General features: G+C 38.7%; 19 protein-coding genes. 14 read left to right on the forward strand and 5 right to left on the reverse strand.

The annotated features are described in order from the left end of the window. Window positions 1-6: 6 nt before the first annotated feature. The 3 genes from JXQ92_RS04890 to JXQ92_RS04900 are packed head-to-tail and all read left to right on the forward strand — an operon-like array spanning window position 7 to window position 3,278. On the forward strand, window positions 7-840 hold the full coding sequence (locus tag JXQ92_RS04890) for a sulfotransferase (RefSeq protein WP_421985470.1): 834 nt from the start codon (window positions 7-9) through the stop codon (window positions 838-840). After that, complete coding sequence (locus JXQ92_RS04895) at window positions 837-2,375, forward strand: hypothetical protein (RefSeq protein ID WP_421985471.1); 1,539 nt, start codon at window positions 837-839, stop codon at window positions 2,373-2,375. Before JXQ92_RS04890 ends, JXQ92_RS04895 begins: the two co-directional genes overlap by 4 nt. A gap of 51 nt (window positions 2,376-2,426) precedes the next feature. Continuing rightward, the gene (locus tag JXQ92_RS04900; RefSeq protein ID WP_421985472.1) at window positions 2,427-3,278 is read left to right on the forward strand and encodes a sulfotransferase family protein; all 852 of its coding nucleotides are present in this window, start codon (window positions 2,427-2,429) and stop codon (window positions 3,276-3,278) included. A gap of 47 nt (window positions 3,279-3,325) precedes the next feature. Here the strand turns inward: JXQ92_RS04900 and JXQ92_RS04905 are convergent, their stop codons facing one another. Next, window positions 3,326-4,255, reverse strand: a complete 930-nt coding sequence (locus tag JXQ92_RS04905; RefSeq protein WP_421985473.1) for a hypothetical protein — start codon at window positions 4,253-4,255, stop codon at window positions 3,326-3,328. 2 nt (window positions 4,256-4,257) lie between these two features. After that, window positions 4,258-5,709 carry an MBOAT family O-acyltransferase gene (locus JXQ92_RS04910; protein ID WP_421985474.1) on the reverse strand — a complete coding sequence of 484 codons (1,452 nt, stop codon included), beginning with the start codon at window positions 5,707-5,709 and terminating at the stop codon, window positions 4,258-4,260. A 468-nt stretch (window positions 5,710-6,177) separates the two neighbouring features. Here JXQ92_RS04910 and JXQ92_RS04915 point away from each other — a divergent pair, with 468 nt between their 5' ends. Together JXQ92_RS04915 and JXQ92_RS04920 are read left to right on the forward strand one after the other, a co-directional pair. Beyond that, window positions 6,178-8,574 (forward strand): ABC transporter permease, encoded by a 2,397-nt coding sequence (locus JXQ92_RS04915; protein WP_421985475.1) that lies wholly within the window; start codon window positions 6,178-6,180, stop codon window positions 8,572-8,574. Window positions 8,575-8,678: 104 nt separating this feature from the next. Then, entirely contained in the window at window positions 8,679-9,287 is a 609-nt protein-coding gene (locus JXQ92_RS04920; protein ID WP_421985476.1) for an OsmC-related (seleno)protein, read from the forward strand. Window positions 9,288-9,377: 90 nt separating this feature from the next. On the opposite strand, the gene JXQ92_RS04925 is transcribed toward JXQ92_RS04920, so the two are convergent. Then, entirely contained in the window at window positions 9,378-10,613 is a 1,236-nt protein-coding gene (locus JXQ92_RS04925) for a hypothetical protein (RefSeq protein ID WP_421985477.1), read from the reverse strand. A gap of 224 nt (window positions 10,614-10,837) precedes the next feature. On the opposite strand from JXQ92_RS04925, the gene JXQ92_RS04930 reads away from it, so the two are divergent. The 4 genes from JXQ92_RS04930 to JXQ92_RS04945 are packed head-to-tail and all read left to right on the forward strand — an operon-like array spanning window position 10,838 to window position 15,935. Further along, window positions 10,838-11,182, forward strand: a complete 345-nt coding sequence (locus JXQ92_RS04930; RefSeq protein ID WP_421985478.1) for an Hpt domain-containing protein — start codon at window positions 10,838-10,840, stop codon at window positions 11,180-11,182. 3 nt (window positions 11,183-11,185) lie between these two features. Further along, window positions 11,186-11,932 (forward strand): LytR/AlgR family response regulator transcription factor, encoded by a 747-nt coding sequence (locus tag JXQ92_RS04935; protein ID WP_421985479.1) that lies wholly within the window; start codon window positions 11,186-11,188, stop codon window positions 11,930-11,932. Beyond that, complete coding sequence (locus JXQ92_RS04940) at window positions 11,932-14,172, forward strand: ATP-binding protein (RefSeq protein ID WP_421985480.1); 2,241 nt, start codon at window positions 11,932-11,934, stop codon at window positions 14,170-14,172. The genes JXQ92_RS04935 and JXQ92_RS04940 overlap by 1 nt, the downstream gene beginning before the upstream one ends. A gap of 8 nt (window positions 14,173-14,180) precedes the next feature. After that, the gene (locus JXQ92_RS04945) at window positions 14,181-15,935 is read left to right on the forward strand and encodes a hypothetical protein (protein WP_421985481.1); all 1,755 of its coding nucleotides are present in this window, start codon (window positions 14,181-14,183) and stop codon (window positions 15,933-15,935) included. Window positions 15,936-16,029: 94 nt separating this feature from the next. Here the strand turns inward: JXQ92_RS04945 and greB are convergent, their stop codons facing one another. Both greB and JXQ92_RS04955 read right to left on the reverse strand, forming a co-directional pair. Beyond that, entirely contained in the window at window positions 16,030-16,545 is a 516-nt protein-coding gene (gene greB, locus JXQ92_RS04950) for a transcription elongation factor GreB (protein ID WP_421985482.1), read from the reverse strand. Between the two features lie 155 nt (window positions 16,546-16,700). Then, the gene (locus JXQ92_RS04955; RefSeq protein WP_421985483.1) at window positions 16,701-17,897 is read right to left on the reverse strand and encodes an FG-GAP repeat domain-containing protein; all 1,197 of its coding nucleotides are present in this window, start codon (window positions 17,895-17,897) and stop codon (window positions 16,701-16,703) included. 417 nt (window positions 17,898-18,314) lie between these two features. Here JXQ92_RS04955 and JXQ92_RS04960 point away from each other — a divergent pair, with 417 nt between their 5' ends. The 5 genes from JXQ92_RS04960 (at window position 18,315) to JXQ92_RS04980 (ending at window position 25,082) form a co-directional block, all read left to right on the forward strand. Continuing rightward, window positions 18,315-19,610 carry a GTPase-associated system all-helical protein GASH gene (locus JXQ92_RS04960; protein WP_421985484.1) on the forward strand — a complete coding sequence of 432 codons (1,296 nt, stop codon included), beginning with the start codon at window positions 18,315-18,317 and terminating at the stop codon, window positions 19,608-19,610. An 8-nt stretch (window positions 19,611-19,618) separates the two neighbouring features. Further along, entirely contained in the window at window positions 19,619-20,602 is a 984-nt protein-coding gene (locus JXQ92_RS04965) for a TRAFAC clade GTPase domain-containing protein (protein ID WP_421985485.1), read from the forward strand. Then, the gene (locus tag JXQ92_RS04970) at window positions 20,589-21,419 is read left to right on the forward strand and encodes a hypothetical protein (RefSeq protein ID WP_421985486.1); all 831 of its coding nucleotides are present in this window, start codon (window positions 20,589-20,591) and stop codon (window positions 21,417-21,419) included. The genes JXQ92_RS04965 and JXQ92_RS04970 overlap by 14 nt, the downstream gene beginning before the upstream one ends. Next, window positions 21,416-24,373, forward strand: coding sequence for a hypothetical protein (locus tag JXQ92_RS04975; RefSeq protein WP_421985487.1), 2,958 nt, complete (start codon window positions 21,416-21,418; stop codon window positions 24,371-24,373). The genes JXQ92_RS04970 and JXQ92_RS04975 overlap by 4 nt, the downstream gene beginning before the upstream one ends. Window positions 24,374-24,575: 202 nt before the next feature. Beyond that, complete coding sequence (locus tag JXQ92_RS04980; protein ID WP_421985488.1) at window positions 24,576-25,082, forward strand: hypothetical protein; 507 nt, start codon at window positions 24,576-24,578, stop codon at window positions 25,080-25,082. The last annotated feature ends 338 nt before the right edge of the window (window positions 25,083-25,420 follow it).

The following is a 25,420-nucleotide window of genomic DNA, read 5'->3' on the forward strand; positions in this document are numbered from 1 at the left end:
TGATTCATGACCATGGTTATTGCTATTGGCGGTTTAGGCGGGAGTGGTACCAGAGTGATAGCTGAATTGTTTATAAAATCAGGTATATATTTTGGCGATTGGACGAGAGAAACCAATGATAACATTGCCTTTAGTGCTCTTTTTAGAGGCACCGCTGTGAAAACTGACGAACAAGCATCTTTGATTCAAAAGAAGATAGCTCTCTTTATTAAGTACATGGAAAGAGATCACTTGAGTTTCTCAGAAGCATTGTCTTATCTAAATCTCTCAAAAGAGGCTGCCTTTTTTCGTTCCGCTAACATTAGTAAAAAACACATTTTCGGAAAGGTATTAAGCAAACCTAAGCAAAGACCATTATGGGGTTGGAAAGAGCCTAATACACACCTATACCTCGAATCACTCTTTTCTATGATTTCAGGTTTAAAGTACATTCATGTATTAAGGCATGGACTGGACATGGCTTTTTCAAAAAATAAGTCGCAGCTCAATAACTTTGGATCTTACTATGATCTCTCAGTTACTGGAAATGAAACATCCGATCAGTTAACTTATCTGCAATTGGAATATTGGATACGCTCAACTGAAGCGTTCTTTGAATCACAAAATCAACAAAAGAAGGAAACATATCTTTTGAATTATAATGAGCTATGCGCTGAGTCAAGTAACAATATAAAAAGGCTAATGAAATTTTGTGATGTCTCCATTACCTGCCAAGAACTAAATTTCTTAGCTAACTTGCCAAAAGAAACGGTTTCGAATAAAAGATATATTAAGTATGATCTTGGCATTTTTGATCAAAGGCAAATCGATTTTGTGACGCAAATGGGATTCGAAGTATGATTCGATTATTGAAGAATAATAGCAATGTAAGTGGGTTTTTGCTTTGGTTTTTGCTTACGCTGATTGTCTTTGCTTTTATAAACCCTTTTGATATTGCGATCTGGCGGGATAGAGCCTATCTGATGTATATGTCGCAAACTATTGCGAGAGGTACGGATCTATATGCAACGACACCTTTTGGTTACACACCTTTGGCTGCAATGGTCGCTGGGGGTATTATGTCAGCTATCCGGTTTTTAAATGGTACGGTTGATACAATTTTAGTTTCTAGGTTGATGGGAATGGGCTTATATGCCTGTATTATTGGAAGTCTATTTGTGCTGGGCCGAACGATCACAGGAAATAAAAGATCAGCCCATTTATTGAGCCTGCTTTTCTTAGGTTTTCTCTTTTTCTCATATGTCTCCGCTGTCAATTTTGAGCCTAAGTTTCTAGCCCTTTTACTGCAAATATGGGCCATGTATAGCCTGGTTAAAACAAAGCATCTGCAGGCTGGTATATTCTTCTCTCTTGCTGCTATGTGTTGGCAGCCTATGGTTATTAATTGTCTGGTTGTAATTCCCTTTTATTTGTCTATCGAAGGTTTTACCAAATCAGGGTTCCAGAAGTTGAGTTTATTCAGTCTGGGTGTTGTTGCTGGTACAATACCCGTATTATTCTACCTTTCTATTACGAACGACTGGATACATTTCTGGAATCAGGCCGTGTTAAGAAAAACGGGGTACGAAGGTAATGCACTACTGGATGCTCCATTGGCTTGGTTGCTATCAATTATCAACCCTAAGCTACTTTTAGACTCAATTCCTATACTAATTGGTTTCCTGGGAGTCTTTTTAATAGGCCTGAATATGTTTTTAAAGAAGCCCTTTTTGAAGACTTCGCTCCCGTATGATGGTACCCTTCGGTTATTGTACTTTTTGTTTTTTGGCTGGTTTTTCTTCAATGCTATGGAATTTCAGGGACCTATGGATTTGATTCCTTTGCTACCTGTAATGCTGATATTCGCTATTCTGTTAATGCAGAAATTCATTACTAAACTTTCAAGTAGTCACTTTCGTCTGGTTGTTGTTATTGTAGGCATATACGCTCTGTTCGATTTTGCCTTGCCTCTAAAACAGGCCACATTCACAGAACAAAAAGAGTATATCTCTGACTTGAAGGATAGATATGGCGATGCCTTTGTGATCAACTTTGAAGAATATTACGTATTGCAGCAAAAACCAATGCCACTTTACTATATGAGAATGGCCCTTTTTGAAGATCACCTGATCGATCGTTTTGAACCAGGAGGTTGTGCCGCCATTCTTAGTCAGGTCAAGGAAATGAAACCTGATTTTATCATTTCCAGAAGAACCACAGGACAACGTATGAGTAGTATTGGTAAATGTGGCCAAAAGGTGCTGGACACTTTTTCGACTACGTTTTATGATACTCATGAGATAGCTTCCGGGCAAGCAACTCCCATAAAAAGAAGTAATAAGAGATTTACTTATGATGTATATAAGACCCAGTTTCATTCAATAACGTTGGAATAATAAAGTATAGGGCTTCATTGATTAAAGTAGATTTATGCCATAAAATCAGTTATGAATAAACCCGATTTTTTGTGTATTGGAGCAGCAAAGGCCGGCACCACATGGCTTCATCAACAGTTTATGGCGCACAATGATATCTGGGTGCCTTTCGTCAAAGAGATTCATTATTTTGATCACCCACAAGTAAAACGCTGGATAAGTGTTGTTTTCAAAAAATCTGTTTTCGGCTCAGTTGTCCGTAAGGCAATTGTAATTGGAGTATTAAAAGGAGAGTTTAGGTGGCTTTATCAATACCTTTTTAAAGAAAGACACCCTAGCGACTATCATAAACTTTTTGATAAAAGAGAAGGGAAGCTGACGGGCGAAATCACACCTTCTTACGCATGGCTTCCGGAAGAGACTATTAAGAATATTGCTGCTGTACAACCCGATTGTAAAATCATCTATGTACTGAGAGAACCCACCGAAAGGATTTGGTCTCATTTGAATATGATTAAAAAGAAGAGCAGTCGAAATATTACAGACAAAGAGATTTATGCACGAATTAACAAGAGACATTACGCCTCGTCTGACTACCTCAATAACCTGGAGCGATGGGAGCGTCACTTCCCCAAAGAAAATATTCATATTGCTTTTTATGATGAACTCAAGGCTGATTCGGTCTCTTTCTTGAATAAAATTTATCATTTTTTAGAAGTCAGTCCTATCAACGAAAGCCCAGGTCAAAAAGAGTATAAAAGGAAAGTGAATGTAGGAAGATATGATAAAAGGCCTTCTAATATACCGATGGACTTAACGGTGAAATATCAACAGGACTTGATTTCGCTGCACCAAAAGTTCAATAATGTTTATACAGCAAAATGGCTATCCGATTCTATCACAAAAATAAATTCCACAGATTGATTCTTTAAGCTTGAGACGTGGGTTTCACCTCGGCTAATAAGAGTAGATTATTCATTTGATTTTATTGCCTCTACCAATAGCTGACTCAATAGTTTTGACCCTTTTTCATTCATATGTCGACTGTCGCTTAAATTATTCACATCAAGGAAAGATTCATGGGCGTAGACGCCATTAAAATTGTAAAATGGCACCTTCATTTCCTGTGAAATATGGTCGAGATAATTTAGCAGTATGGAATTCTTATCTGAATCAAAATTGTACTCTGGAGGCATTACCATTTTTACTTGAATGCCTGCATTCTGAAGGTTTTTTAATAAGTTTTCAAAACTTGCCTGAGTCTCCTCTGATAGCTTAAAGTAGTTTCTTTGTGCTCTTACATTATTAGCGTCAAAAGGTCGGTTAAAAGGTATATAACCACGGTCGTATTTATCCAACTGAAAGTATACGGCACCTTTGCTTTCAAACAGCGTATTGAACAATTTCTTTCTGTATTTGAAGGCATGAAACTGATTAAGAAAAAGAGAAGTAGCATTTAAGCCGTCTGCCGTCATCAAATCACTCAGCGCTGTTAGCGGCATGTATTCTGCATCTTGTTCGAGTACTCTTCCGTTGTTGGTGCTGAAGAAAAAGCGGTCTACAGAAATTATACAATGAGTTACTTGTTGATCATATTCTGAAAAAATATGCTCAAACCAATCTTCGTAAAAGTTAAGCCCAGCTCTACCATAACCAAAGTTATAATACCGAACCCCAGTGGCATCCAGTATAGAGGGCACAAGTGAATAAGCTACTGTAGAATTACCGATAATGATACCATTGACCTTATCGGGTGAGCTCTTAGCATTGAAAAGCTCTGCATACTTTTTATGAAAGTGCTTAGGTTCATATGGACGTGAGGCCTGGTAAATATTTAAGCCAGCAAAAATACTCGCAAAGAGTGCAATAAATATCAGGATATGTCGGACGAATTTTTTCATGATCAGAACTGAAAATATATAAAGCGACCTTCGTCAAAAGCTCCCAAATAGATAATGGCAAAAGTGATACAAATGTAAACCGCCCACCGATAGGATTTTTTCCATCCATAGCCCAGGTTTTCTATTGCAAAAAGCCTGGTTCTGCCATTCCACTCTATCAGAATAAAGATTATGACTATTAAAATAGTAGTGTAGACACCGTTTATATTCGGTAGGCCGAGACCAGAGAAGATAGAAAAAGAAAATAAACCTATAAAATAATCTAAGGCATGTGCCAGGTTATTGGCTCTGAATAGGATCAATAAAAATGAGATGGTAAGAAAGGTACTGAGCATTCCAAAGAACTCTCTGAAAGTAGGTAACCTTCTATTCTCTGCCACAGTACCTGTATGTTTTTTATGAGTTCCTCTGAGCATGGAAGGCAGAACAAACAGGCCATTGAACAGTCCAAAAAGAATGAATGTCCAGTTGGCACCATGCCAGAGACCGCTGATAGCAAAAACAATTAAGATATTCCGGGCGTTGATCAATTTAGACCCACGATTTCCTCCCAATGGAATATATACATAATCGCGAAACCAGGTAGAAATAGAAATATGCCATCGTCTCCAGAATTCACCATAATCTCTGGAAAAATAAGGGTAATTGAAGTTTTGCTTTAGATTGAAGCCAAATAACCGGGCTAGACCAATGGCTATATCAGAGTAGCCTGAAAAATCGCCATAAACCTGGAAACTAAATAGTAATATGCCTAAAACCAGTGTACTAGCGGTGAGCGTATCAGAATTGGCATAGATATGGTCTACAATCCTGGCACAATTATCAGCAACAATGACCTTCTTTACCAGCCCCCAAAGCACCTGCTGCATACCATTAACGGCCTTTTCATAACTGAATGCTCTTCTTTTGAAAAACTGAGGAAGTAGGTGAGTTGCCCTTTCAATAGGCCCGGCTACCAATTGGGGGAAATAACTCACAAAAGCAGCAAAGGCTATAAAGTCTTTGGTAGGTGCCAGTTTACCTCTGTAAACGTCAATGGTATAACTCAGTGTTTGAAAAGTATAAAAACTGATACCCACTGGTAATAGAATATTCAACCGGTTCGGACTAAACTCAATCCCTAACATTGAAAAACTATCGACAAAGCTTTCCAAAAAGAAGTTATAGTACTTAAAGAATCCCAGCAGTCCTATATTGACAAAAATACTGGTCATTAATAACCAGGTTCGCCGGACTTGTTTAATCTCTTTACCTAAAGCTAATCCAATGAGATAGTCTATTAATGTACTAAAGGCAATAAGTCCGAGAAATTTCCAGTTCCAACATCCATAAAAGAAGTAACTGGCTAAGAGTAAAAATAGGTTTTGCTCCTTAGGTCTATCGCTTGATATACACCAATAGATTATAAAAACTAGAGGTAAGAAAAGTACAAAGTCTATGGAGTTGAAGAGCATTTTCTGCTACCTGAGTTATGATCTAGCAAAAATAGAGAAATGTCTGGAACGACTACTTAACAGAATTATTTATAGTTTTTATTTGGCATGATTGGATTTCTGTGTTGGTTACAAGTAAAACGCCTTGTTAAGGAGTAATTATCACCAATTTGAGTTTGGTTATGACCTAAATCTATCAAATAAATTTGCTTGCATTGATAATGCTAAGTCTCGGTAATAAGATTAGATACAGACTATTTATGTATAAAAATGGAGTGGTGATATGATTTTTTATGTCATCATTAGCGCTTTACGCTCCTCTAATTGGTATATACTTTGAGGAGCAACTAGAACTAATAATTCAATTTTGTTAATCATACAACCTATGGGGACTATATTTCGTAATTGGTTACGTACCTTTATTCAACTGCTGTTGTAACAAAACTATTTTTCACAGCGTCAAAACTCACAACTCAAACAACAATTTGCATGCTTAAAAATTATATCAAGGTTGCTATCCGAAGTCTTCTTAGGCAACCTGGCTATACAGCCCTTAATATCATTGGTCTTACTGTAGGTATAGCCTCCAGTTTAATTATTCTGCTCTATATTTTTCATGAAACAAGTTTCGATAAACAACACTCAAAAGGAGATCGCGTCTATCGACTATCTACAGAGATAACAGAGCCAGATAATTCTTTTAAGTGGGCCAATATGACAAGACCCGCTGCTTTTACTATTAAAAATGAAAACCCTGAGGTGATTCAAGCAGCCCGCTTGCAAGGCTTAAGCGGTCAAGGCGGTATGCGGTTTACCCTAGATCAGGTAGATTATTTTCAAGATAACGTGTATGCAGCTGATTCAACCATATTCGAGTTATTTGATTATGAATTTGTGGCGGGTGATCCTAAAACTGCACTAGAAGCACCAAATTCCATTGTCATAAATCAATCGATGGCGACTAAAATATTCAAGAATGAGAATCCGATTGGTAAAACGATTCTTAACGGAGGAAATAGGGAAACTTCTCTGCAAGTTACTGGGGTGTACAAAGACATGCCCAAAACTTCTCACCTAATTGCTGAAGCCTTAATTTCTTGGAAAACAATTTTTCAAGGTGATGATGGCGGTTGGGGCGGCTGGGGTGTTTTTTCTTATGTCCTAGTAAATGAAGGGGTAACTAAAGAAGCACTACAAGTAAAACTTGATTCTACTGTAACTAAATACATAGCTCCAATTTTTGACCCACTCAATATAAAGGTAAAAATGATCCCTGTTCCATTAAAGGACATTCATTTGACTTCTGATTTTGAAAATGAGCCGGTTCCAGCAGGAGATATTCAATATGTACAGATTTTTACCGCAATCGCAATCTTCCTTATCATTATTGCGAGTATTAATTATATGAATTTAGCCACTGCACGGTCTACAAAACGGGCTATGGAAGTAGGCTTAAGAAAAGTAATGGGCGCACAACGGGGTGGTTTGATTGGTCAGTTTTTAACTGAGTCCATACTCATTACCCTCATATCGCTTATTTTAAGTGTACTCGTTATGATGGTTGTTGTTCCAAGCATCAATAACATTGTGGGTACAAGTTTAGAAATTGACGCCTTACTCGATACCAACGTTATTTTAGCAGTTATCGGCATTGTGTTTATCACAGGGTTTTTGGGTGGTTGTTACCCAGCTTTCTTCTTATCCTCTTTTCAGCCAGCGGCGGTGCTTAAAGGTGGCGCTGGTAAATCTGGTAGCAAAATCTTAAGAAAGGCTTTAGTAACGCTTCAGTTTTCTATTTCCATTTTCATGCTGATTGGCACTTTAGTGATTTACAGACAAATGCAGTTTGTGAGAAACAAAGATTTAGGTTTCGACAAAGAACAAATGATGCAAATCGACTTTAGGAGTAGGGCAGATGTAGAAAAATGGAATGTGCTTAAAAATGAATTAGTTCAAAATCCAAACATTTCTGGAACAGGCTCTTCTAGCACGACTCCAGGAAATGGCTATTCTAAGAATGTCTTCCTAATTGAAACAGAAGAAGGACCGATGGACAACCGTGGCTTAGACAACTATCGAGTGGATTATGATTTTTTCCCTACACTGGGTGTAGATGTAGTTGATGGACGAAACTTCTCTTTAGAATATCCATCTGACTCTTCTCAAGCTGTAATGGTGAATGAAGCCATGGTGCGTAGAATGAATTGGACTAACCCGATTGGTAAGAAGATAAACCTTACAGGAAATGACTCTTTACCTTCTGCGCTAGTTATAGGTGTTGTGAAAGATTTTCATCAGCAATCGCTTTATGATCCCATTACTGCATTAATGTTTACACCAAGTAGACTTAATCCTTCTGCTATTGTAAAAATCTCAGGTAAGGATGTGAATGCAACTATAGATTTTATTGAAGCGGCATGGGAAAGAACTTATCCAACAACCGCATTTGATTACGTGTTTATCGATGAGCAATTCATGGAGAACTACGAAGCAGATCAAGTTAGGGGTCAGTTGTTTTTAGGTTTCTCTGGAATGACCATCCTAATCGCATGTTTGGGCTTACTAGGCTTGGCTTCTTACACAGCGGAGCAACGTTCTAAGGAAATTAGTATTCGAAAAGTGCTTGGCGCTAATACGCAAGGCTTGATTAATCTATTGATCAAGGATTTTGTCATCCTTATTATTTTTGCGGCAGTACCAGCCTCCGTATTGGGCTATTTCTCTATGATGAATTGGTTGGGGAATTTTCAATTTCATATTACACCAGGCTTCACCATCTTTGCTACGGTTCTACTAAGTACCGTTTTAGTAACCGTACTCACCACTGGTTATCATGCGCGCAAAGCAGCTACAGCTAACCCTGCTCAAAAGCTGAGGAGTGAGTAAATTCAAAACGCTACTATTTCTATAATCATCTACTACGCTTCTAATTCTTATCTTGAATTAGAAGCGTAGAGCATGCATATTTGCGGATATAAAACAGAAACAACATGTCAGAAAAGAAGTTATATCATGTGGGTGAGTTAAGTTCGGAACAGCCTGCTAAAACACAATATGAATCTGCTAAATTTAAAAAGGCGCGCCACCCTGAGCCTTACCGTTTCGAAGTTAATTTAAGTGCTGAGGCAGGTAATATGCAAAGTAAAACTGGAGTTGTATCGGTTAATATTCCTGGTTTTAGCCCTGTTAAACTTTATTGCGATGAGCAGCCACCTGTAGGAGAGGATACTGCACCGCCACCATTAGCTTTCTTTTCGGCAGGTATTGGTTTTTGCCTAATGACCCATCTTACGGATATTCTTACCGCTAGAAAAATCCAAGTTGACAGTTTGAAACTGGAACAACGCATTGTTTTTGCAACTAACCTTGGGCATATGCGCGAGCATGGTTATATGACCGATGGTAGATGCGATATGGTTGAAACCCACGTAATCATTGATAGCCCTGAACCTGAGGAAAATATTAAAGACTTACTTAATGAAGCCGAAAATGGTTGCATGGCCCACTTTGCTTTAAGGAATCCAATTCCTTGGTCGACAAGGCTTGTATATAATGGTCAAGAGGCTATAAACAGATCATCTGAAGACAATTCTATTTGAAAATAATAGGCCATTAATTGTGCTACTAAATATTAAGATCAAAAAAAAAGCCCCTGCTAGAGGGGCTTTTTTTTCGACATATTTTGATTTTTAATCGAGGCTAAATTTTACCAGTCTATTCAGTGGACTTTCTAAAAAGTATAACTCATTGTTAAAAACATCAATACCCTTGGGGAAAGTCAATGTACTTAGTTTTCTAACTAATTCAGCTGCGGGATTGTCTTGAGTCAAGTCTAGTGTATAGATTGATCCTAAGGCACTATAATATAAAGTAGTTCCATCTACATTCATTTCATCAGGAAAGAGTAAATCTGATTTTAACGTACTTGCTTGCGGGGTTCCCTGACTTAGGTCGATTTGAGTGATTTTTGCATTAGAGCTCTCTTCCGATATGTATAAAATGTCACCTCCTAAAGTCATGTTTATTGGACTTTCAAGACCTGAAATTCCTAAATCTACTATCGAAAATGAGTCTGCAGTAAGGTCAATACTTACCACATCACTCTTACGTAAATCGGTTAAATATAAAAAGTTGTTATGGACGGCCATTCCACCAATTGTCAGACCGTCTAGCATGTATTCAACAGAAGGAGAGGCATCTGTTAGATTTATACGAGACAGTTTTGTGTCAATTCCCGGTACTTCCGTACGCTCGCTAATATATAAGTAGTCTTCATGCTTTACCAATTTCCAGATATTGCTTAATCCTGATACGACTGTTGTATGCTGCGAAGGGTCATTCATGTCTAATTTCAGCACCTCTTCATCTGTTGATATATAGAGGTCATTTCCCTCTCTAAACATAGAAGTCGCGCTAGAAAAGGTGTTTATGAAGTCTACGTTCTCGTATTCTGTTGTCACTGTAATTTCAGTAGAAGGAGTACTGCTTCCATTGATATAGACCTTTACATTATAAGTACCGGGTAGGAATGCCTTAAAATGGGCATCAAGGTCTTTTCCTGTATTTGTCCATTCTTGAATACCGGTAGTTTCATCCAGATTCCATAACCAGTTAGAGACAGTAAAAATATCAAAGTCCCAATCTAGGCCCGTCAGGCTACCACCTTGTCTTTCAAAGGTTACTTTTAATCTCTGACAATTCTCTTGCAGAGAAGCCGATAGGCTTAATGAAGTTCCTGCATCGATTGTAATATTTTGACCTTCAGTTCCTAGAATATTGGGGCCAAATGTACCTTCGGTAGGAAAAACAATGCTTTCTGTACCACATACTGTTGGTACCTGTGGAATGGGTTCTTCATCTTCAGATCCGCATGATAAAATTAGTAAGCAAAAAACTATTGAATAAAACAGGTTGATCTTTTTCATCTTTATTGATATTAGGTTTATACACATTTTGGTTCGATACCTTCACAATAGTCAGGTATATGAAAATGAGATGCTAAGCTTGATTATCGTATGAAGTATTGATGATCAAATGGATGATCAAATGGTAGGCTATCAGGAAATTACCGTTGGATAGACAGTTCAGGGCTATCGGTCAAATTCAGTTATATTTCGACAAATAAAATCATTAAGGTGTGTCCAGAAAAATGCTCAATCTTGATCTAACTAACTTAGAAAGGGTAACTCGAGGTAATCAATCATCGCTATTGAAATACCTTCGGCAGTTTAAAGAGTTAATTCCAGAAAGGGTGAGTCAGCTGAGACAAATGATAGCAGAAAAGGACAGAAAAGGGATTAGACAGTGCCTTCACAAAATGAGTCCTCAACTTGAGTTTTTTGGACTTAATGATGCGGTTGTCTTAAAACACAGGTTGGAACTGGAGTATGACAGCTTCCCTCAGGAAGAAATGGATGCTATGCTGAGGCAACTTTTAGATAAAATTGACCAGTCTTATATTGAAATTGATGAAGTCATCGCCAAACATATTTAGTATATGAGCTTTAATATCAGCTGTTTAATAATTGATGATGATCCTTTTATCCAGGACCTGCTTCGTGATAAACTAAGCTTCTTCGATGAAATTGAAGTAGTAGGTCAAGCACTGAATGGACGCGATGGTCTGACGCTGATCGAAGAGAAACGGCCAGGTTTAGTCTTTCTCGATGTAGAGATGACTGACATGACTGGTTTTGAATTACTATCTAGCATTTCTGATATCCACTTTAAAACGATTTTCATTACTTCTTATGGTCATTATGCAATTAAAGCCATTCGGTTTAATGCGCTGGATTACCTTTTAAAGCCTATTGATCTAGAAGAACTGAGAAATGCCATCAGGCGGTTTAAAGAACAAAGTCAAAATGAAAGCTCCAATAGTGCCCGTCATTTAGTGAGTAACCTCAAGCGCAAACCAGAAGATCAGTTATTGATATTAAAGGTGCAAGAAGGAGAGTTTTGCAGGCCTTTGAAAGACATAATCTGCATTGAAGGAGATCGCAATTATTCTAGAATCAAATTGACTGATGATTTAACCGAATTAGTAGCCAAAACGTTGAGTTATTTTGAAGAATTGTTGGAGGATAAAGATTTCTTTAGAATACATAAGTCGACCATCATCAATCGCTTACACATCTCCAAAGTTAAGAGTGAATTTATAGTACTATCCACTGGAGAAGAAATAGCTATTTCTAGGCGAAGAAAGTCTGATTTTATAGCATGGTATAACAAGAATGAAGCCTAATGAAAGCATTCCTGTTCTTCGCTTTCTTTACGTTTTCTACATGGAGTATACATGGCCAAGAGGCTGCTTATACATTTGAGCAATTACAACTGAAAGAAGCTCAATTGGAGCAAATTGAAAGGTGGGAGTATTGGCTAGGAGTAGCTGATAATCAGTCAAATACTTCCGAACAGATGAGAATATTGTTGAAACTATCGGAAAGTTATTACTCACTCATCGGAAATCGCGCCAAGGCCTATGACCTGTCTCTCCGTTTAGAAAAACTTATCGATGAACACCCAAATGCTAAGGCCATTTCGGAGGTATCTGCAAGACTCTATGTACTGTTAGGGAAGTTGAATGGCGATCAAGAAGAATATTTATTGTCACTCGGTTATTTTCATAAGGCTAAAGATTCAGCCATCCAATCTCAAGATACTTCAACACTTATTGAGACTAGTAACTATGAGGCGCAGACTTACTCTATTTTAGGTAGGAATGAGGAAGCTATGACACATTTCAATAAATTAATTACCGACAGTTCATCAAGCTATAGAACGCTATCGCAGTCTTTTCTAGCCAGACATTACCTAAGAAATAATCAATTAGATTCTACACTATATTTTGCTCAGCGAAGTATTACCTACAAAGCAGCACCTTTGCTTATGTCAGACCGACATTGGCTGTTGGCTACAAGTCATTTTTACGTCACCCAAAACTATGACTCAAGCCTCTATCATGGAAAACAAGCGCTGAATTATGCACTAGAAATGATGGCACCTAGGCAAGAACTTAATGCAAATAATATCCTTCTTAAGGTTTATGAAAAATTAGGGAATGCTCCTAAGACTAATTTTCACTTAAAGCGGTTTTACGCTTTACAGGAAGCACAGAACCGTTTTAATGATGCCTTGAAAATTGGAAGAATTAACATCCAAAAGGAAAGAGAAGAAGCCATACTTCAAAAGGAACTGGCAGATGAAAAGTTACTGGGCAGAAATCGTGCAATTCTTATTATAGCTTTAGCGGTGGTGGTTTTAACTATTTCGATGTTATTTATTCTGAAGCAGCTAAAACAAATTAGAAGACAAAATTTTGAAATAGAGAAAGAGAAACAGCGAGCAGAGATTTCAGAGCGATACAAAGAACAGTTTTTGGCCAATATGAGCCATGAAATACGCACGCCAATGCATGCTATTTCGGGTATGCTCAATGCATTATTGAGAAAGGTACCAAGGAAAGATCAGCAGGTTTTTCTGAATGCAATGAAAATCAGTGCTGACAACTTATTAGTGCTTTTGAATGATGCCTTAGACATGTCAAAAGTTGAAGCAGGTCAGCTTGAAATAGATCAAGATAACATCCGGCCAGGAGATATAATTAATCAAGTATTGGAGCTTTTCCAGTCAAAAGCTCAAGAAAAGAACCTCTTACTAACAGCTGAGCTTGATCAAGGTTTTCCTGAATGTGTGCTTGGTGATGCAGCCAGACTTAGTCAAGTCTTAATTAACCTGGTAGGGAATGCCTTGAAATTTACGGATAAAGGTCATGTTTTATTAAAAGCAACATTATCAGAGAATAAGCTGCTTATTTCTATAAAAGATACGGGTATTGGCATACCTAAAACAGAGTCCGACAATGTATTAGGTGCTTTTACGCAAGGAAGTAATATTGAAAAGGGTAAACATGGCGGTACTGGTTTAGGACTCAGTATATGCCAACAAATTATTGAGCTACAGCATGGTAGACTGTGGTTTGAAAGTACGGAAGGTGAGGGTAGTACTTTCTATGTTGAACTACCGTATCTGCCGTGTGATGTAGATGCTAGTGAATCTGAAATGCCTTTAGTTTATGAAGCGGCAATGAAAAAGGGCGAAGAACTAACCGGTTTAAGGCTATTAATTGCCGAGGATGTTGAATTTAATGTGATGGTAGTTTGTGATGATTTGAAATGGTTCATTCCTAAGGTGGAGTTTACTGTTGTGAATAATGGTAGGGAGGCGTTGGAAGCTATGGCGAATCAACCTTTTGATATTGTTTTAATGGATGTTCAAATGCCTATAATGAACGGCTATGAGGCCACTCGAGCCATACGTTCGACGCGTGACGGCTGGTCAAAAATTCCTGTTGTCGCGATGACTGCTAGTCTGTTAAAACAACAAGTTGACAGGTGTTATCAAGCAGGAATGGATGATTACATTCCTAAGCCCTATAAGCCGGAAACGCTAATTGAAAAAATTCATACATTGATTAAAAGTTGACTGAATTGATGAGTAAATACAGGATCATATGGTTTGCAAGTTTACTTTTAAGCGTATACTCCATTGGTTTGGCGCAGCAAAAAAAAGACTCTCTTGCTAAAGTTGGATTAGCACTCTATGCTGATAAAGATTATATACAAGCAGCAAACATTTTTGACCAAGTGGTCCGTGAAGAGCAAGTAGAAGGATTAGACTTTTTTAATGGAGCACGCATGTGGGCTAAGGCGAATGATGCAAACAAAGCATTTGATTACCTCAGACTCGCTTTTAATTATGGATTCATGGATTTGGATGCGGCTGATAAAAGTAAAGATCTCAGCTTGATCAGGCGATCTGATTCGTATAGAAAGTTAATTGCAAAAGAGCGTGCATTTCAAGCCGATTCAATTATTTCGATGGCGGATGTAGTTCACGCCCTTATTGAGCGAAATGTTGTCATTTTCAGTAATAAAAGGTTTATCAGTGATGTTCAGCCTTGGTTCGACGATCGAAGTGCTATAGAGGCACTCATCAAACAAGTGAACGATGAGCGTGTCAATAAGACACCAGAAGGACTCATTGATTTCCGGAGTAAGTCGCTTGTCATCAAGAACAGTACAGGGCCTATTCACCTCAATGGTTTGGCGTTAAAATCTCTAGAAATTCGGAATTCAAATGATCTTTCGGTCAATAAAACTAGAAGCTCTTCTAAAATGGAAGTGGTACAGCTCACTAACCTAGATCTAGCATCATTTTCTTTCGATTTAAATGGTCAGTCTTACGTCAGGTTCTTCTACATTAAGGCAGACCATGTCTCAGGTTATAATTTGAGGAACATCGTCAAATTTACGATTTCAGGCAGTGATCTGGAAATTAACACCCGCTATATATCAAGTTTTGAGTATGAGCTTTCTGGATCATTTGGCACTAAAGATGCACCACTGAAAGATGTGCTTATTAATAACACTGTTTTTAGAAAGGCTAAGGCGAATGGTACAACTATGACTGCACTAGGAATTTTTTCGAACACCTTATTTATAGAGCAATGTACTTTTGAAAACGAAGTCTCATTTCGGACTTCAGCAGTGAATAAAGTGTTGTGGCCACAAAACAGGTTTCTAAAGCCAGTTGACCTTAGCAAAGTTGAGTTTGGGAAGAATGGGCTACTTCTACCATATGGTCAGTTTGAAAAGGGTTTGGGTGTGGTAGATGTGCTTCGCCCATGGGAAATTGCTAAAGACAAACTGCTTATTACTGGTAACCTTGATGAAGTTAAAGACCCTCAAGCCTTCAGTTTTCTAGTAAGTAGTTATAAATTTCTTTTGGAAAGCTACGAAAGGGGTGGTGACAAAGCATCGAGTAAGGAAGCTTTTCTCAAACTTAAAAACTTGTTCTCGGTTAAAGACCGTCAATTGCTCGATGAGCAATTTTCAATTACTCGTTTATTAGATTATCAAGTGAATAGACTTAGCGGTGTGCTGAGTAATTATGGCACAAGTGCTGGCAAGGTTATTTGGCTGAGTTTTTTAACGATGATCATATTTGCAATTATATACTTGTTGATAGGAATCGGCTCTAAACGTGAGGTTCTAAACCATAATTTCAAGCAAGTTCTAATCCTATTTTCAACGGCGCTTATGACCAGTATTATGGCGCAAATAACCTTGAAGCCTGGCAAAGGGGCTATTCTTGGGTTGAAGTGGCTCTGTATAGTTCAAGGCATGATAGGGTGGACACTTTTTAGCTTTTTCATTGCAGCGCTGCTATATCAAACTTCAGTTTAATTGTATTAATGCCTTTATGTTGAAGATTGAATTTCACGTTCTTTGATATTTGAGTCAGTATTTATGCTAGAGGGTGAGCTATATTTTGACTATGCTACTTTTGATAGTCTATTTTGAGAATTTTCCATATAAAATCACCCATTTTAGTTTTGACTATCACTTCATCCCCAACAGTTTTATTAAGAAGCGCCTTCGCCATGGGGGAGTCCATAGAGATGTAATCTTTGTTACCTATTAACTCTTCGTAACCCACAATACGAAAACGATTTTGAAAACCTTTTTCTTCGTTTTTAATTTCTACCCAAGCACCAAAACTCACTTTCCCTTCTTGGTTGGGGTGATAGTCAATTACTTTAAAATCATCAATACACTTACACAAATAACGAACGCGATTGTCAATTTCTCGAAGACGCTTTTTATTGTAGTGGTAATCGGCATTTTCAGAACGATCGCCTAAACTTGCAGCCCAAGTCACCTTAGCAGTAACATCTGGGCGTTCAACTCGCCATAAGTGATCATGTTCTTCCTTTAACTTTTCAAAGCCTTCGGGAGTAATCATTTGCGAGCGATTGAGCTTTGGTAACGTAGATTCTGGAATTTTTCGTCTCATGATAAATGACCTTGTTTTGAAAACTTTCGCAAGATAATAAATGATGGATAGTTTGATGCGCAAATAACCAACCCACAGGCTTTCATTACTCGCCAACAGGAGGGAGAGGCTTCATGAATTGATCTTCAATCAGATTAAACTGGTTTATTTTAAGCTCAGTTATTTTTTCCAAACAATAGGAAGTCTTGCGAGCCACGATTGCTTAAGAAAAGGTCTTTTATACCATCTCCGTTAAAATCAACAAAGTCGATGTCAAAACCTCTGCCTTTGATGCTTTCCGGAAGCATTTCATTAGAATTTGTAAACTTTCCATTACCATTATTTAGATAGACGCTGAAAGGGGTCATACCTGCAAATCCAGCTCCATTGGTATTTCCTGTCATAATATCTACGTCTCCATCATTATCTATATCTAGAAAGGATATACCAAAACAACGATTATCATCTTTAGGTAAATGAGTATTGGTGATGTCTGAGAAAAACCCTTTACCATCATTCAGGAGTAAACGATTTTGTCTTGATGCATTTTCTACGAAAGCCTGAACATTACCGTATAAAATATCAAGGTCGCCATCACCATCAATATCGGCAACATCTACTTCTCTGGTTTCTTCGAGCGTGTTTCGGTAGGTTAATCTTGTCTTTGATTCATCTTTGAAAAAGCCTTTTCCATCGTTGATCATCAGGCGATTGGCATCTTCATTGGCAATTAGTAAATCTTGATCTCCATCATTATCAATATCTCCTAAGGTTAAATCTTGGGTTACATCAATAAATTCACCGAACCTTTCTTTCGTTTCATCTTTAAAGTGTCCTTTGCCATTGTTAATCAATGCATTATTCTGGCCGTTGTTTCCAATCAGAATATCAGGAGCCCCATCTTGGTTAAGATCATAGATGACCACAGAATTGGAAGTTCCTGTAACAGGAATACGGTCGCCAGCATCTGAAAAAGTACCATCACCATTGTTCAGGTAGAGTTCATTGGTCTTATCATCTTCACTTACGACTATAATGTCAAGGTCGCCATCTAGGTCAAAATCTGCAATGCCTATGTCTTCACTGTCATGATTGATCTGGGGTATGCGCTGGGCACTCTCATTGGTGAACTTACCTTTACCATCATTGATTAGAAGAATATTTGGTCGATGCTCATTGGCGATCAAAATATCCATGTCACCATCCTGATCGAAATCAGCGATAGCCGCATCCATAGAGAGTGCTTGCAGATCTTTATAAGGCAGGTGAGTGCGGGTGACGTCCGAGTAGAATGGTGTTGTCTTTGTTGCATCTTGACTGTAACTGGCCTGAGCTACCGTTAGCATCAGAAGAAAGAGGGTCGTTTTTTTCATAGACAAAAATTTCAATCGAAAGGCTAACCTAAGAAAGTACTTTTATAATCAACATTCCATTTTATACCTATGGCAATCGACTGTCTAAGGCCTGAGCATTTTATTCTAGAGATTTTGGCCTTTTTATGCGTAACAGGAGGGGGCAATGGCGCACTCTTTTGGCATTTTGGGTTTGTGTGTGAGCCTATGGGAAAGGCAAATGTGTGTGACAGACAGTCAATAGGACATTATAGTGGCTAACTGGTCTATGTGTCCAATTTTAAAAGTTGTTTTAATTGACAAAATCAATATTAGATTAGTTACAAATATTTCTGTAAGAACCGTATAATCTTCTTATATTATCTAATACTGACAATTTGTCGGCAAAACCAATTGGCCTGAAAATTGTCAATTTGTTGAAAATTAAAGATATCCGATATGGCCGAATCTATCCTTCAAAACTACCTGACCCTTCAACATATCAAGGTCACTGACGAATCAAGTATTGACAACTTAAAAAAGGCAGTAACCGAGGTTAAAAAACAACTAACAAGGAAGAAGCTAAAAGTCATATCCTACACACTGGTGGCGCTTGATCCTAAGATCAAAGACAATGATCCAATAGTTCAAGAGGTGGAAGCGATCATCATTAAGAAATGGTCGACCTTCAAAAATAGCGTGACCTCTACAAAGGATAAATCTACGACCTATGTAAGAGCCGTTATTCTGGAATCGTTAAGCCAGTTAGCAAAAAGTGATGCAGCTTTTTCTGCTTTAGTTTGGCATACCGCTCGCGATGTGGTTCAACATTACCAATTGGATTCAGAGAAGGACACAATTGTCAGACTTTTGCAAGCTGTAGCTGATAAATCTGAAATGGAAGGGCAGCTGGCTTGGGGTATCAACAGTCAGATTCAGGTACAGCAGTATAATGACGTAGAGATTTCGATATCACCACCAAAAGCTTCTCAAGTTCGGTCTGCTGCATTGAAAAAGAATTTGCTAGAGGCAGCACAGCATAACGGGTGGAAAAGCTATTCTGAAAACACAGGAAACAATCCATACCCCCCTAATAATCAACATTGGGCAGGTTTTTTTTCGGAAAATTTTGCAAAGGGTCTTGCTACAGAGATCAACTCTGCTTTATCTCAACAGAGTAAATCATTATCTACAATTTCTGATTCTGTGAAGAAAAGCCTAGAAACCTACTTTGCAGAACTTCAACCTTTTTTCGAAAAAATAAACAGGTCCTTTGTTAACAATATCACCGCCAACAATAAACGCAGTGAACTGATCTGGTGGAAGCAAGCCCTGTATTCTCACAGACTCAATGCTTCCTATCGCGGTTTAAGTCCGTTGGACACCGCTTTAATGACAGCCTTCGATTTAGCCGATCAGGTTGACCCCATCTATCCCATAAGTGTTGACTACCTGTTGAGGGAAACGTTAAAAGATCTACAAGGCGAAGAAGCAGATAAAAAGAAACCACTGGACGATTGGCTAGGTGAAATTTCAGACGCAACTGATTATTCGAAATCTGCTTTGGCAAAACATGTTGTAGAAAATGATGAGCGCAAAACACTGTTAGCAGGGTTGGCAAATACAGCATCAGAAGGTCCAGAATACTTTATTGAGGAAACGGGCATTGATAGTAAGGACGAAGTTTCTTTATCTGAGCTGGCTGTTTGGTTGTTTCACGGAGTGCAGGCACATGCCTTAGCAACAGCTAAATAGAAAGCAAGATGGCCAGACGTCAATGCAGTAAGGAGGGTTGTCATGCCCCGGAACATTTCTGTCAGGAATTAGGAACGCCAGATCATCTTCTGTGCGAGCACTTTATAGCAGACGTTCAACAAGAAAAACCCAAAGAATTTTCCACTAAAAATAAGGTAACAAGTTCCATTCCCTGGAGTGGTGATTTTTTACAGCCGGATGAGATCGACCTGCTGGCACATCGAGGGACACCTAAGATTGTAGGCTTAATCGGCTCTTCCGGTGCTGGCAAGACTACTTATCTCGCTATGCTCTACACTTTGTTGTTTAATGGTAAGCAAATTAAGGATTGGGATTTTGCAGGGAGCTACTCACTCAGTGGTTGGGAATTACAGGCAAAGACCTTACAGATTGAAGAAAATGGAAAGGTTCGTCATCCTGATGCTACGCCTTCCGACAAAGATTTTTATAGTCTCTATCATCTTGCATTGCGAAGTAAAAACCACTTACACGATATTCTCTTAGCAGATTCGTCTGGTGAGGTTTTTTCTAAGTGGGCAGACAATGTTAATGACCCCTCTGCGGAAAATGCAAGATGGATTTACGAGCATTCACAAGGCTTTCTGTTTTTCATCGACTGTCAGGCCGTAATAGAGCAACGTGGGAGTGCAAGGCTGGAAATTGTTCAACTGGCTGAACAAGTCAAAAAAGGATTGAATAATCGACCAATCGTTTTGTTATGGTCTAAGGCCGATTTGGCGGATGGCATGAAAAGTAACATTGTGGAATCAATCGAAACGCGTCTCAAAATGTTGTTCCCTGATGCAATTTCTCTTCAAATCAGCAACTACTCTAAATCCGACTCAGATGAACTATGCCATATCAATAATCTAAAAGGTACCGAGTCTTTGTTGAATCAAATAGATAATCCGCAACCATTGACAATTGTGCCAATGGAAACCGAATCCAACGAGTTTTTCTTTAAATACAGAGGTAGCTATGGAAGCAAATAACGAACTACTCATCATTGGCCCTCCAAAATCAGGTAAAACCACCTTTTTGGCACAGCTTTATGGCCGGCTCCTGTCAAGAAAAGGAAAGTTGACATTGGCGGAAGTACCTGGAAATATTGAGGGAATAAAGAATGCCTATAAGCGTCTGGCTGCGGGAAAAGAAACTGAAGCGACCGCCTCAGCAGAAAACCTGGAGGTATCCTTTTCGGTTTTGGACGAGGACAAGGAATTTCTACTAAACTGCAAAGACTATGGTGGAGAGCAGGTACGCGACCTTGTGAAGCTGTTAGAATATGACAGAACTTGGATCAAGCGATCAAAAGAAAACGATCGATGGATACTTTTTATCCGACCTACAGAAATTGAGAGCCACTATGACTTAAGCATGAAAGGCTTCGCTGAGGTAGAGAAAAAGAAAGGGGCTAAACTCATAAGTGGTTCATCCGACCAATCACAGTTCATAGAGTTGATACAAGTTTTACTTCATGCCCGAGGCACCGGGATGAAAGAGCCAATCAGTAACCCTTGTTTATTAATTGCACTTACGTGCTGGGATGAACTGAATACTACTGACACTCCTAAACAGGTATTGCAAAACCGGCTACCACTGTTTTATCAGTTTATTCGGTCAAACTGGAAAGAAGGTAAATTCCAAGTTACCGGAGTTTCTGCCCAAGAATTTCCGTTGAAAGATCATGAAGAAAACCAAAACAAGTACCAGGATGAACTGCCCGAGAGTTTTGGTTATCTCGTCACTGATAACAATCCCAAAGAAAGAGATTTGACTCTCTTGGTCCATGAGGTGCTGAATTTATGATAGTCATAGAACAAGCAATATATGGGGAGAAGCAAGGAATTACATCCGGCCATGATCTATTAGCAGCTTCAGAAGAAAAAAACGAACTGTTCAAACGTTTCAGCGGATACACCGACCTTGCTGACAGGCCGGAGGGAGGAGTACTACAAGCATCCGTTGTCCGTGGTTTGTTTGTTGAAGACCATTTCCTGCTGATCAAGACATTTCCCGATAGCGAGATGCTTCGTTCCGGAAGAGTATTTGCGCACACCCTTTTTATTAAGAAAGAAGACTTGTCAAAGCTCAAGGGTATTGCCGACCTCTTCAGGTTTCATTTGAGCTCCATCGACAAAGAAGCTGACATGGCTTCTATTGAGTATACACCGATTGATATTGAACCGTCTTCATCCATGCCCGGTAAACCAGAGATGGCCGCAGTCAATGCACTGCTAGCAAACCAAAGAGTAGTCTGGCTTTCTGAAGAGGGTTACTGGGAATGGCTGGAACGTATATGGATCAGAATTCCGATTGAAACTAAAATGAAACTTCGTATTGGAGCTGCATTTAATCCCCAGCGGTTGAAGACTGATGCGATCAACATTTTATTTGTACCAGGTGATTCTAAGTCATTATGGGCAAAGCATTCTATTGAAGTGATTGATTCCACCTCAATCGATTCGCACCAATCGGCAGCAGCCAATTGGCTCGTTGGGAGTGGTACAAAAGAGTCAGAATTTCAACAATTATTAGACGACTTTAGTCCAAAGATCAATTCCCTGTCCTTACTCAAAAGTCTACAGGATTACGGTAAGGTTTATCACACTTTGGATCAAGCACCTAAACTAGGTCCAATGCTGGCCTTTGCTAATTTCATTACTCTGGTCAACTTCAATGCAGGTTCAGGTCTAAAAGGTAAAGGACGATTATTGACGGCAATCATAAATGCGATTCCCCAAGCAACCGTCACACAGATCACAGCTCTTATTCATCAGACCTGGAAGGGCTTCCCGAATGCAATCGAAAAGGTGTCAGATGCTTTAAAGCACTGGTTGACAAATAATCTGTTCAGCAAAGGTAAAGCTCAAGAATCAGGCGGTATTGTGATGAAGGCTTTACAGTCAGATAAATCGAATTGGTGGACAGAAACCATATTAAGCTATATCCAAGAACGTTTGAAGAAATGGCAGATTGCAGATGCACCTATAATCTGGCATTGGATAATTGAAAAACCTGAGTTGGCAGCGAGGCATGCACATTGGTTGCCGGAAAATGTAGAAACGGATTTAGCAAAGGCCTTACCAGAACTTAAAAAGCCAGTAGCCGATTTGGTATTGAAAATGGCGAAGGAAAAACATTGGCTATTGATACATGCAAAAACGGTTATTCAGGTTCACAGTCCTATCCAAGCTACGGATGCACAACTCGAAATAGACACGGACAACAATCATTTCATTGCGTTGAGTGCTCTTTCTGATGTTATTAAGGAGAAGCAGTTTGTACAAATTGCAGCAGACAGAAATGATCAAAGACTACATGAAATAGCTGGGAAAAAGATAGCCAACAATGCTAGGCTAGTCATGAGTATTGACATACTGAAACTAGGGGGACAAATTTGCTGGGGAGCGTCAATTAAACATGGTGGTGCTCTTTGGGTAGGGTTTAAGGCACCTGAAAAAGAGCTTTTCAAGATCTTGGACCATTTAATCTCTGGTAATGATTTTGACGGAAATCTACTCGCTACTATTGGAGAAAGTGACGTTAACGATCTAACACACTACCCTAAAAGAAGTCAAATCTGGGCGGCCATTCCTGAAAATGCTAGACAAAGCTTTCTATCAAGTACTTCGAAGTCAATACTCAATGCGTATTTACTTGGTTCAGTTACAGTGGATGAAATTGAAAGACCAATTTCAGAAATGATAACATCGGATTCGTTTCAATCACAATTTTTAAATGAGAAAAAGGCTGACTTGGAGAGCGTTCTCAAACTTTATGATGGATTCACTGGACTTAATGATGGATTCTTGGCTGATTACATAACCTATTATTCTAAGCACATTTCTGCAGATGAAGCCACGAGGTTGGGTACTTTGGTTAAAAGTAATGGGTTTAAGAATTCCGCTAAAAGGATTTATGATAAATCAAGGTTAAATGATTCTTTCAAACCAGCATATGAAGAGTGTAGTTCACTGGTTGATCATGGTCTATTTGATTTTTTAAAAAGAAAACAAAGTAATTATTCTGAAACGAAAAACGAAAATTTCTCAATGTCGGACATACTTATTATTACAGCAACTGATACTGAGACTTCTGCAGTTTTGGAGAAAGCGAAAGAGAAGTTTTCAAGGGAAGCCGAAGTTTCAATGAAGGGCGAACATGCAGTTAGCTTTCTTGGTGTAATGAATGCTTTTAGAATTTGGCATGCACAGTGCGAGGCTGGTTCTGGAGGACCAGCCGGTTCACAAGCAATAGCTACGGACTTAATTGTTGAGTTTGATCCAAAGTATGTCCTAATGCCTGGAATAGCTTTTGGTTTGAATCAAAAGAAAGAAAAAATAGGTGATATTCTCGTTTCAACTCATGTTCGTTCTTACGAAAAACAAAGAATTGGTAAAAAAAAGAGAATAAATAGGGGAGAGAAAGTGCCTGCCTCATCGTCCCTAGTAAGTGCCTTAAGAACAGTCAAACAAAAGTGGAAAAAAGCCGATATGCATTTTGGAATTATATTGAGCGGAGAAAAATTAGTTGATAATCCAAAGTTTGTTGATCAACTTAAAAGAATTGAACCAGAATCCATAGGAGGTGAGATGGAAGGAGCTGGTTTGTATGCAGCAGCCCACAGAAAAAAAGTAGACTGGATTCTTTTCAAATCTATAGTTGATTGGGGTATGGGCAAAACCGATGAGCATCAGTCTGATTCTTCAAATTATGCCTCCGAGGTGCTTTTTGAAGCACTAGAAGTAATTACTAAATAGCGTCAGCCTATTGATAATTGTGTAATATTATGTTAAGTAGAATCAATTCTCAGTCTAGGTGAGTTAGCAGGGCAAAATACCGAGGGAGCGGTAGGCTGTGTGAGGTTAGTGATTATTTTGCCTAGATTTTTTGTTATTTTTTTATCAATGAAAAAGTAAAAGCCCAGTACTTGAACGATCCTGAAGATAAAAACCAAAAAGAATGAGCAATATAAAAATTAAATCTCCCTATTTAAACCATCCAAACAGGTTAGCCGATGTGATTGCTGCTATACAAGCCTTGGGATCCTACAAGTTTTACAAATTGTCTGTTGAAAAATGGGCAGACAGAATCACTGGCAGCAAGGATGAAGAGAATTGGAAAACTGTGTTCAAGGAACACCCTGAATTTTTTAGATTTGATTCGGATAGAAAACGAGTCTCCTTGGTACTAAGAAGAAATTATAGGAGAAACTATGATGTCGATCTTGAACAGCGTCTTACATATGAAGAACTTCAGGAGTTAAAAACAAAGGATAAATCAAGACTTGACGATCGAATCTCAAGGGAACCACTTAGTAATTCGGACATAGCTATTTTAGTATCGACAGCAATTGACATGCATGCCAGAGCTCTACAACATAAAAAGGAAGTTGAATGGTGGAAACCAGCGATCTTCGGATTACTTGGTGTTATCATTGGAGCTTTAATAAAGGGCTTCATGGAATAGTCAAATTATAGAGCGTTGGCCCGCAAGTGTATCACAGGCAAAATCCTTATCGCTGAGAATCGCGTATTTGAAAACGATCTGAACCATTGCCTTAGACACATTCATATCGAATCTAGAACGAGAATTCAGCAATTTCCCAATTAGAAGAAGATTAAGACATTATGTTAAATAGAAATTCTATTTAGAAAGGCGGGGGGCTGAGAGAATAGCGGGGATGCGTCCGCTTTGTGGGCTAGCCGCATTATTCTCTCTAGATTTTTGCATTCTTTTCATTAATGGAAAAGAATGAGCCACCCGAAGCCTCGGGACGGCTTGAGTGGGATTGTGCGTTAAGAATT

Origin of the sequence: Roseivirga sp., from assembly GCF_049099775.1 — a bacterium.
Taxonomy (GTDB): Bacteria; Bacteroidota; Bacteroidia; order Cytophagales; family Cyclobacteriaceae; genus Roseivirga.

What these genes read in the sequence shown, in the direction of transcription:
- JXQ92_RS04890 (WP_421985470.1), top strand. Translation starts at nt 7, where the DNA reads ATGACCATGGTTATTGCTATTGGCGGTTTAGGCGGGAGTGGTACCAGA.
- JXQ92_RS04895 (WP_421985471.1), top strand. Translation starts at nt 837, where the DNA reads ATGATTCGATTATTGAAGAATAATAGCAATGTAAGTGGGTTTTTGCTT.
- JXQ92_RS04900 (WP_421985472.1), top strand. Translation starts at nt 2,427, where the DNA reads ATGAATAAACCCGATTTTTTGTGTATTGGAGCAGCAAAGGCCGGCACC.
- JXQ92_RS04905 (WP_421985473.1), bottom strand. Translation starts at nt 4,255, where the DNA reads ATGAAAAAATTCGTCCGACATATCCTGATATTTATTGCACTCTTTGCG.
- JXQ92_RS04910 (WP_421985474.1), bottom strand. Translation starts at nt 5,709, where the DNA reads ATGCTCTTCAACTCCATAGACTTTGTACTTTTCTTACCTCTAGTTTTT.
- JXQ92_RS04915 (WP_421985475.1), top strand. Translation starts at nt 6,178, where the DNA reads ATGCTTAAAAATTATATCAAGGTTGCTATCCGAAGTCTTCTTAGGCAA.
- JXQ92_RS04920 (WP_421985476.1), top strand. Translation starts at nt 8,679, where the DNA reads ATGTCAGAAAAGAAGTTATATCATGTGGGTGAGTTAAGTTCGGAACAG.
- JXQ92_RS04925 (WP_421985477.1), bottom strand. Translation starts at nt 10,613, where the DNA reads ATGAAAAAGATCAACCTGTTTTATTCAATAGTTTTTTGCTTACTAATT.
- JXQ92_RS04930 (WP_421985478.1), top strand. Translation starts at nt 10,838, where the DNA reads ATGCTCAATCTTGATCTAACTAACTTAGAAAGGGTAACTCGAGGTAAT.
- JXQ92_RS04935 (WP_421985479.1), top strand. Translation starts at nt 11,186, where the DNA reads ATGAGCTTTAATATCAGCTGTTTAATAATTGATGATGATCCTTTTATC.
- JXQ92_RS04940 (WP_421985480.1), top strand. Translation starts at nt 11,932, where the DNA reads ATGAAAGCATTCCTGTTCTTCGCTTTCTTTACGTTTTCTACATGGAGT.
- JXQ92_RS04945 (WP_421985481.1), top strand. Translation starts at nt 14,181, where the DNA reads ATGAGTAAATACAGGATCATATGGTTTGCAAGTTTACTTTTAAGCGTA.
- greB (WP_421985482.1), bottom strand. Translation starts at nt 16,545, where the DNA reads ATGAGACGAAAAATTCCAGAATCTACGTTACCAAAGCTCAATCGCTCG.
- JXQ92_RS04955 (WP_421985483.1), bottom strand. Translation starts at nt 17,897, where the DNA reads ATGAAAAAAACGACCCTCTTTCTTCTGATGCTAACGGTAGCTCAGGCC.
- JXQ92_RS04960 (WP_421985484.1), top strand. Translation starts at nt 18,315, where the DNA reads ATGGCCGAATCTATCCTTCAAAACTACCTGACCCTTCAACATATCAAG.
- JXQ92_RS04965 (WP_421985485.1), top strand. Translation starts at nt 19,619, where the DNA reads ATGGCCAGACGTCAATGCAGTAAGGAGGGTTGTCATGCCCCGGAACAT.
- JXQ92_RS04970 (WP_421985486.1), top strand. Translation starts at nt 20,589, where the DNA reads ATGGAAGCAAATAACGAACTACTCATCATTGGCCCTCCAAAATCAGGT.
- JXQ92_RS04975 (WP_421985487.1), top strand. Translation starts at nt 21,416, where the DNA reads ATGATAGTCATAGAACAAGCAATATATGGGGAGAAGCAAGGAATTACA.
- JXQ92_RS04980 (WP_421985488.1), top strand. Translation starts at nt 24,576, where the DNA reads ATGAGCAATATAAAAATTAAATCTCCCTATTTAAACCATCCAAACAGG.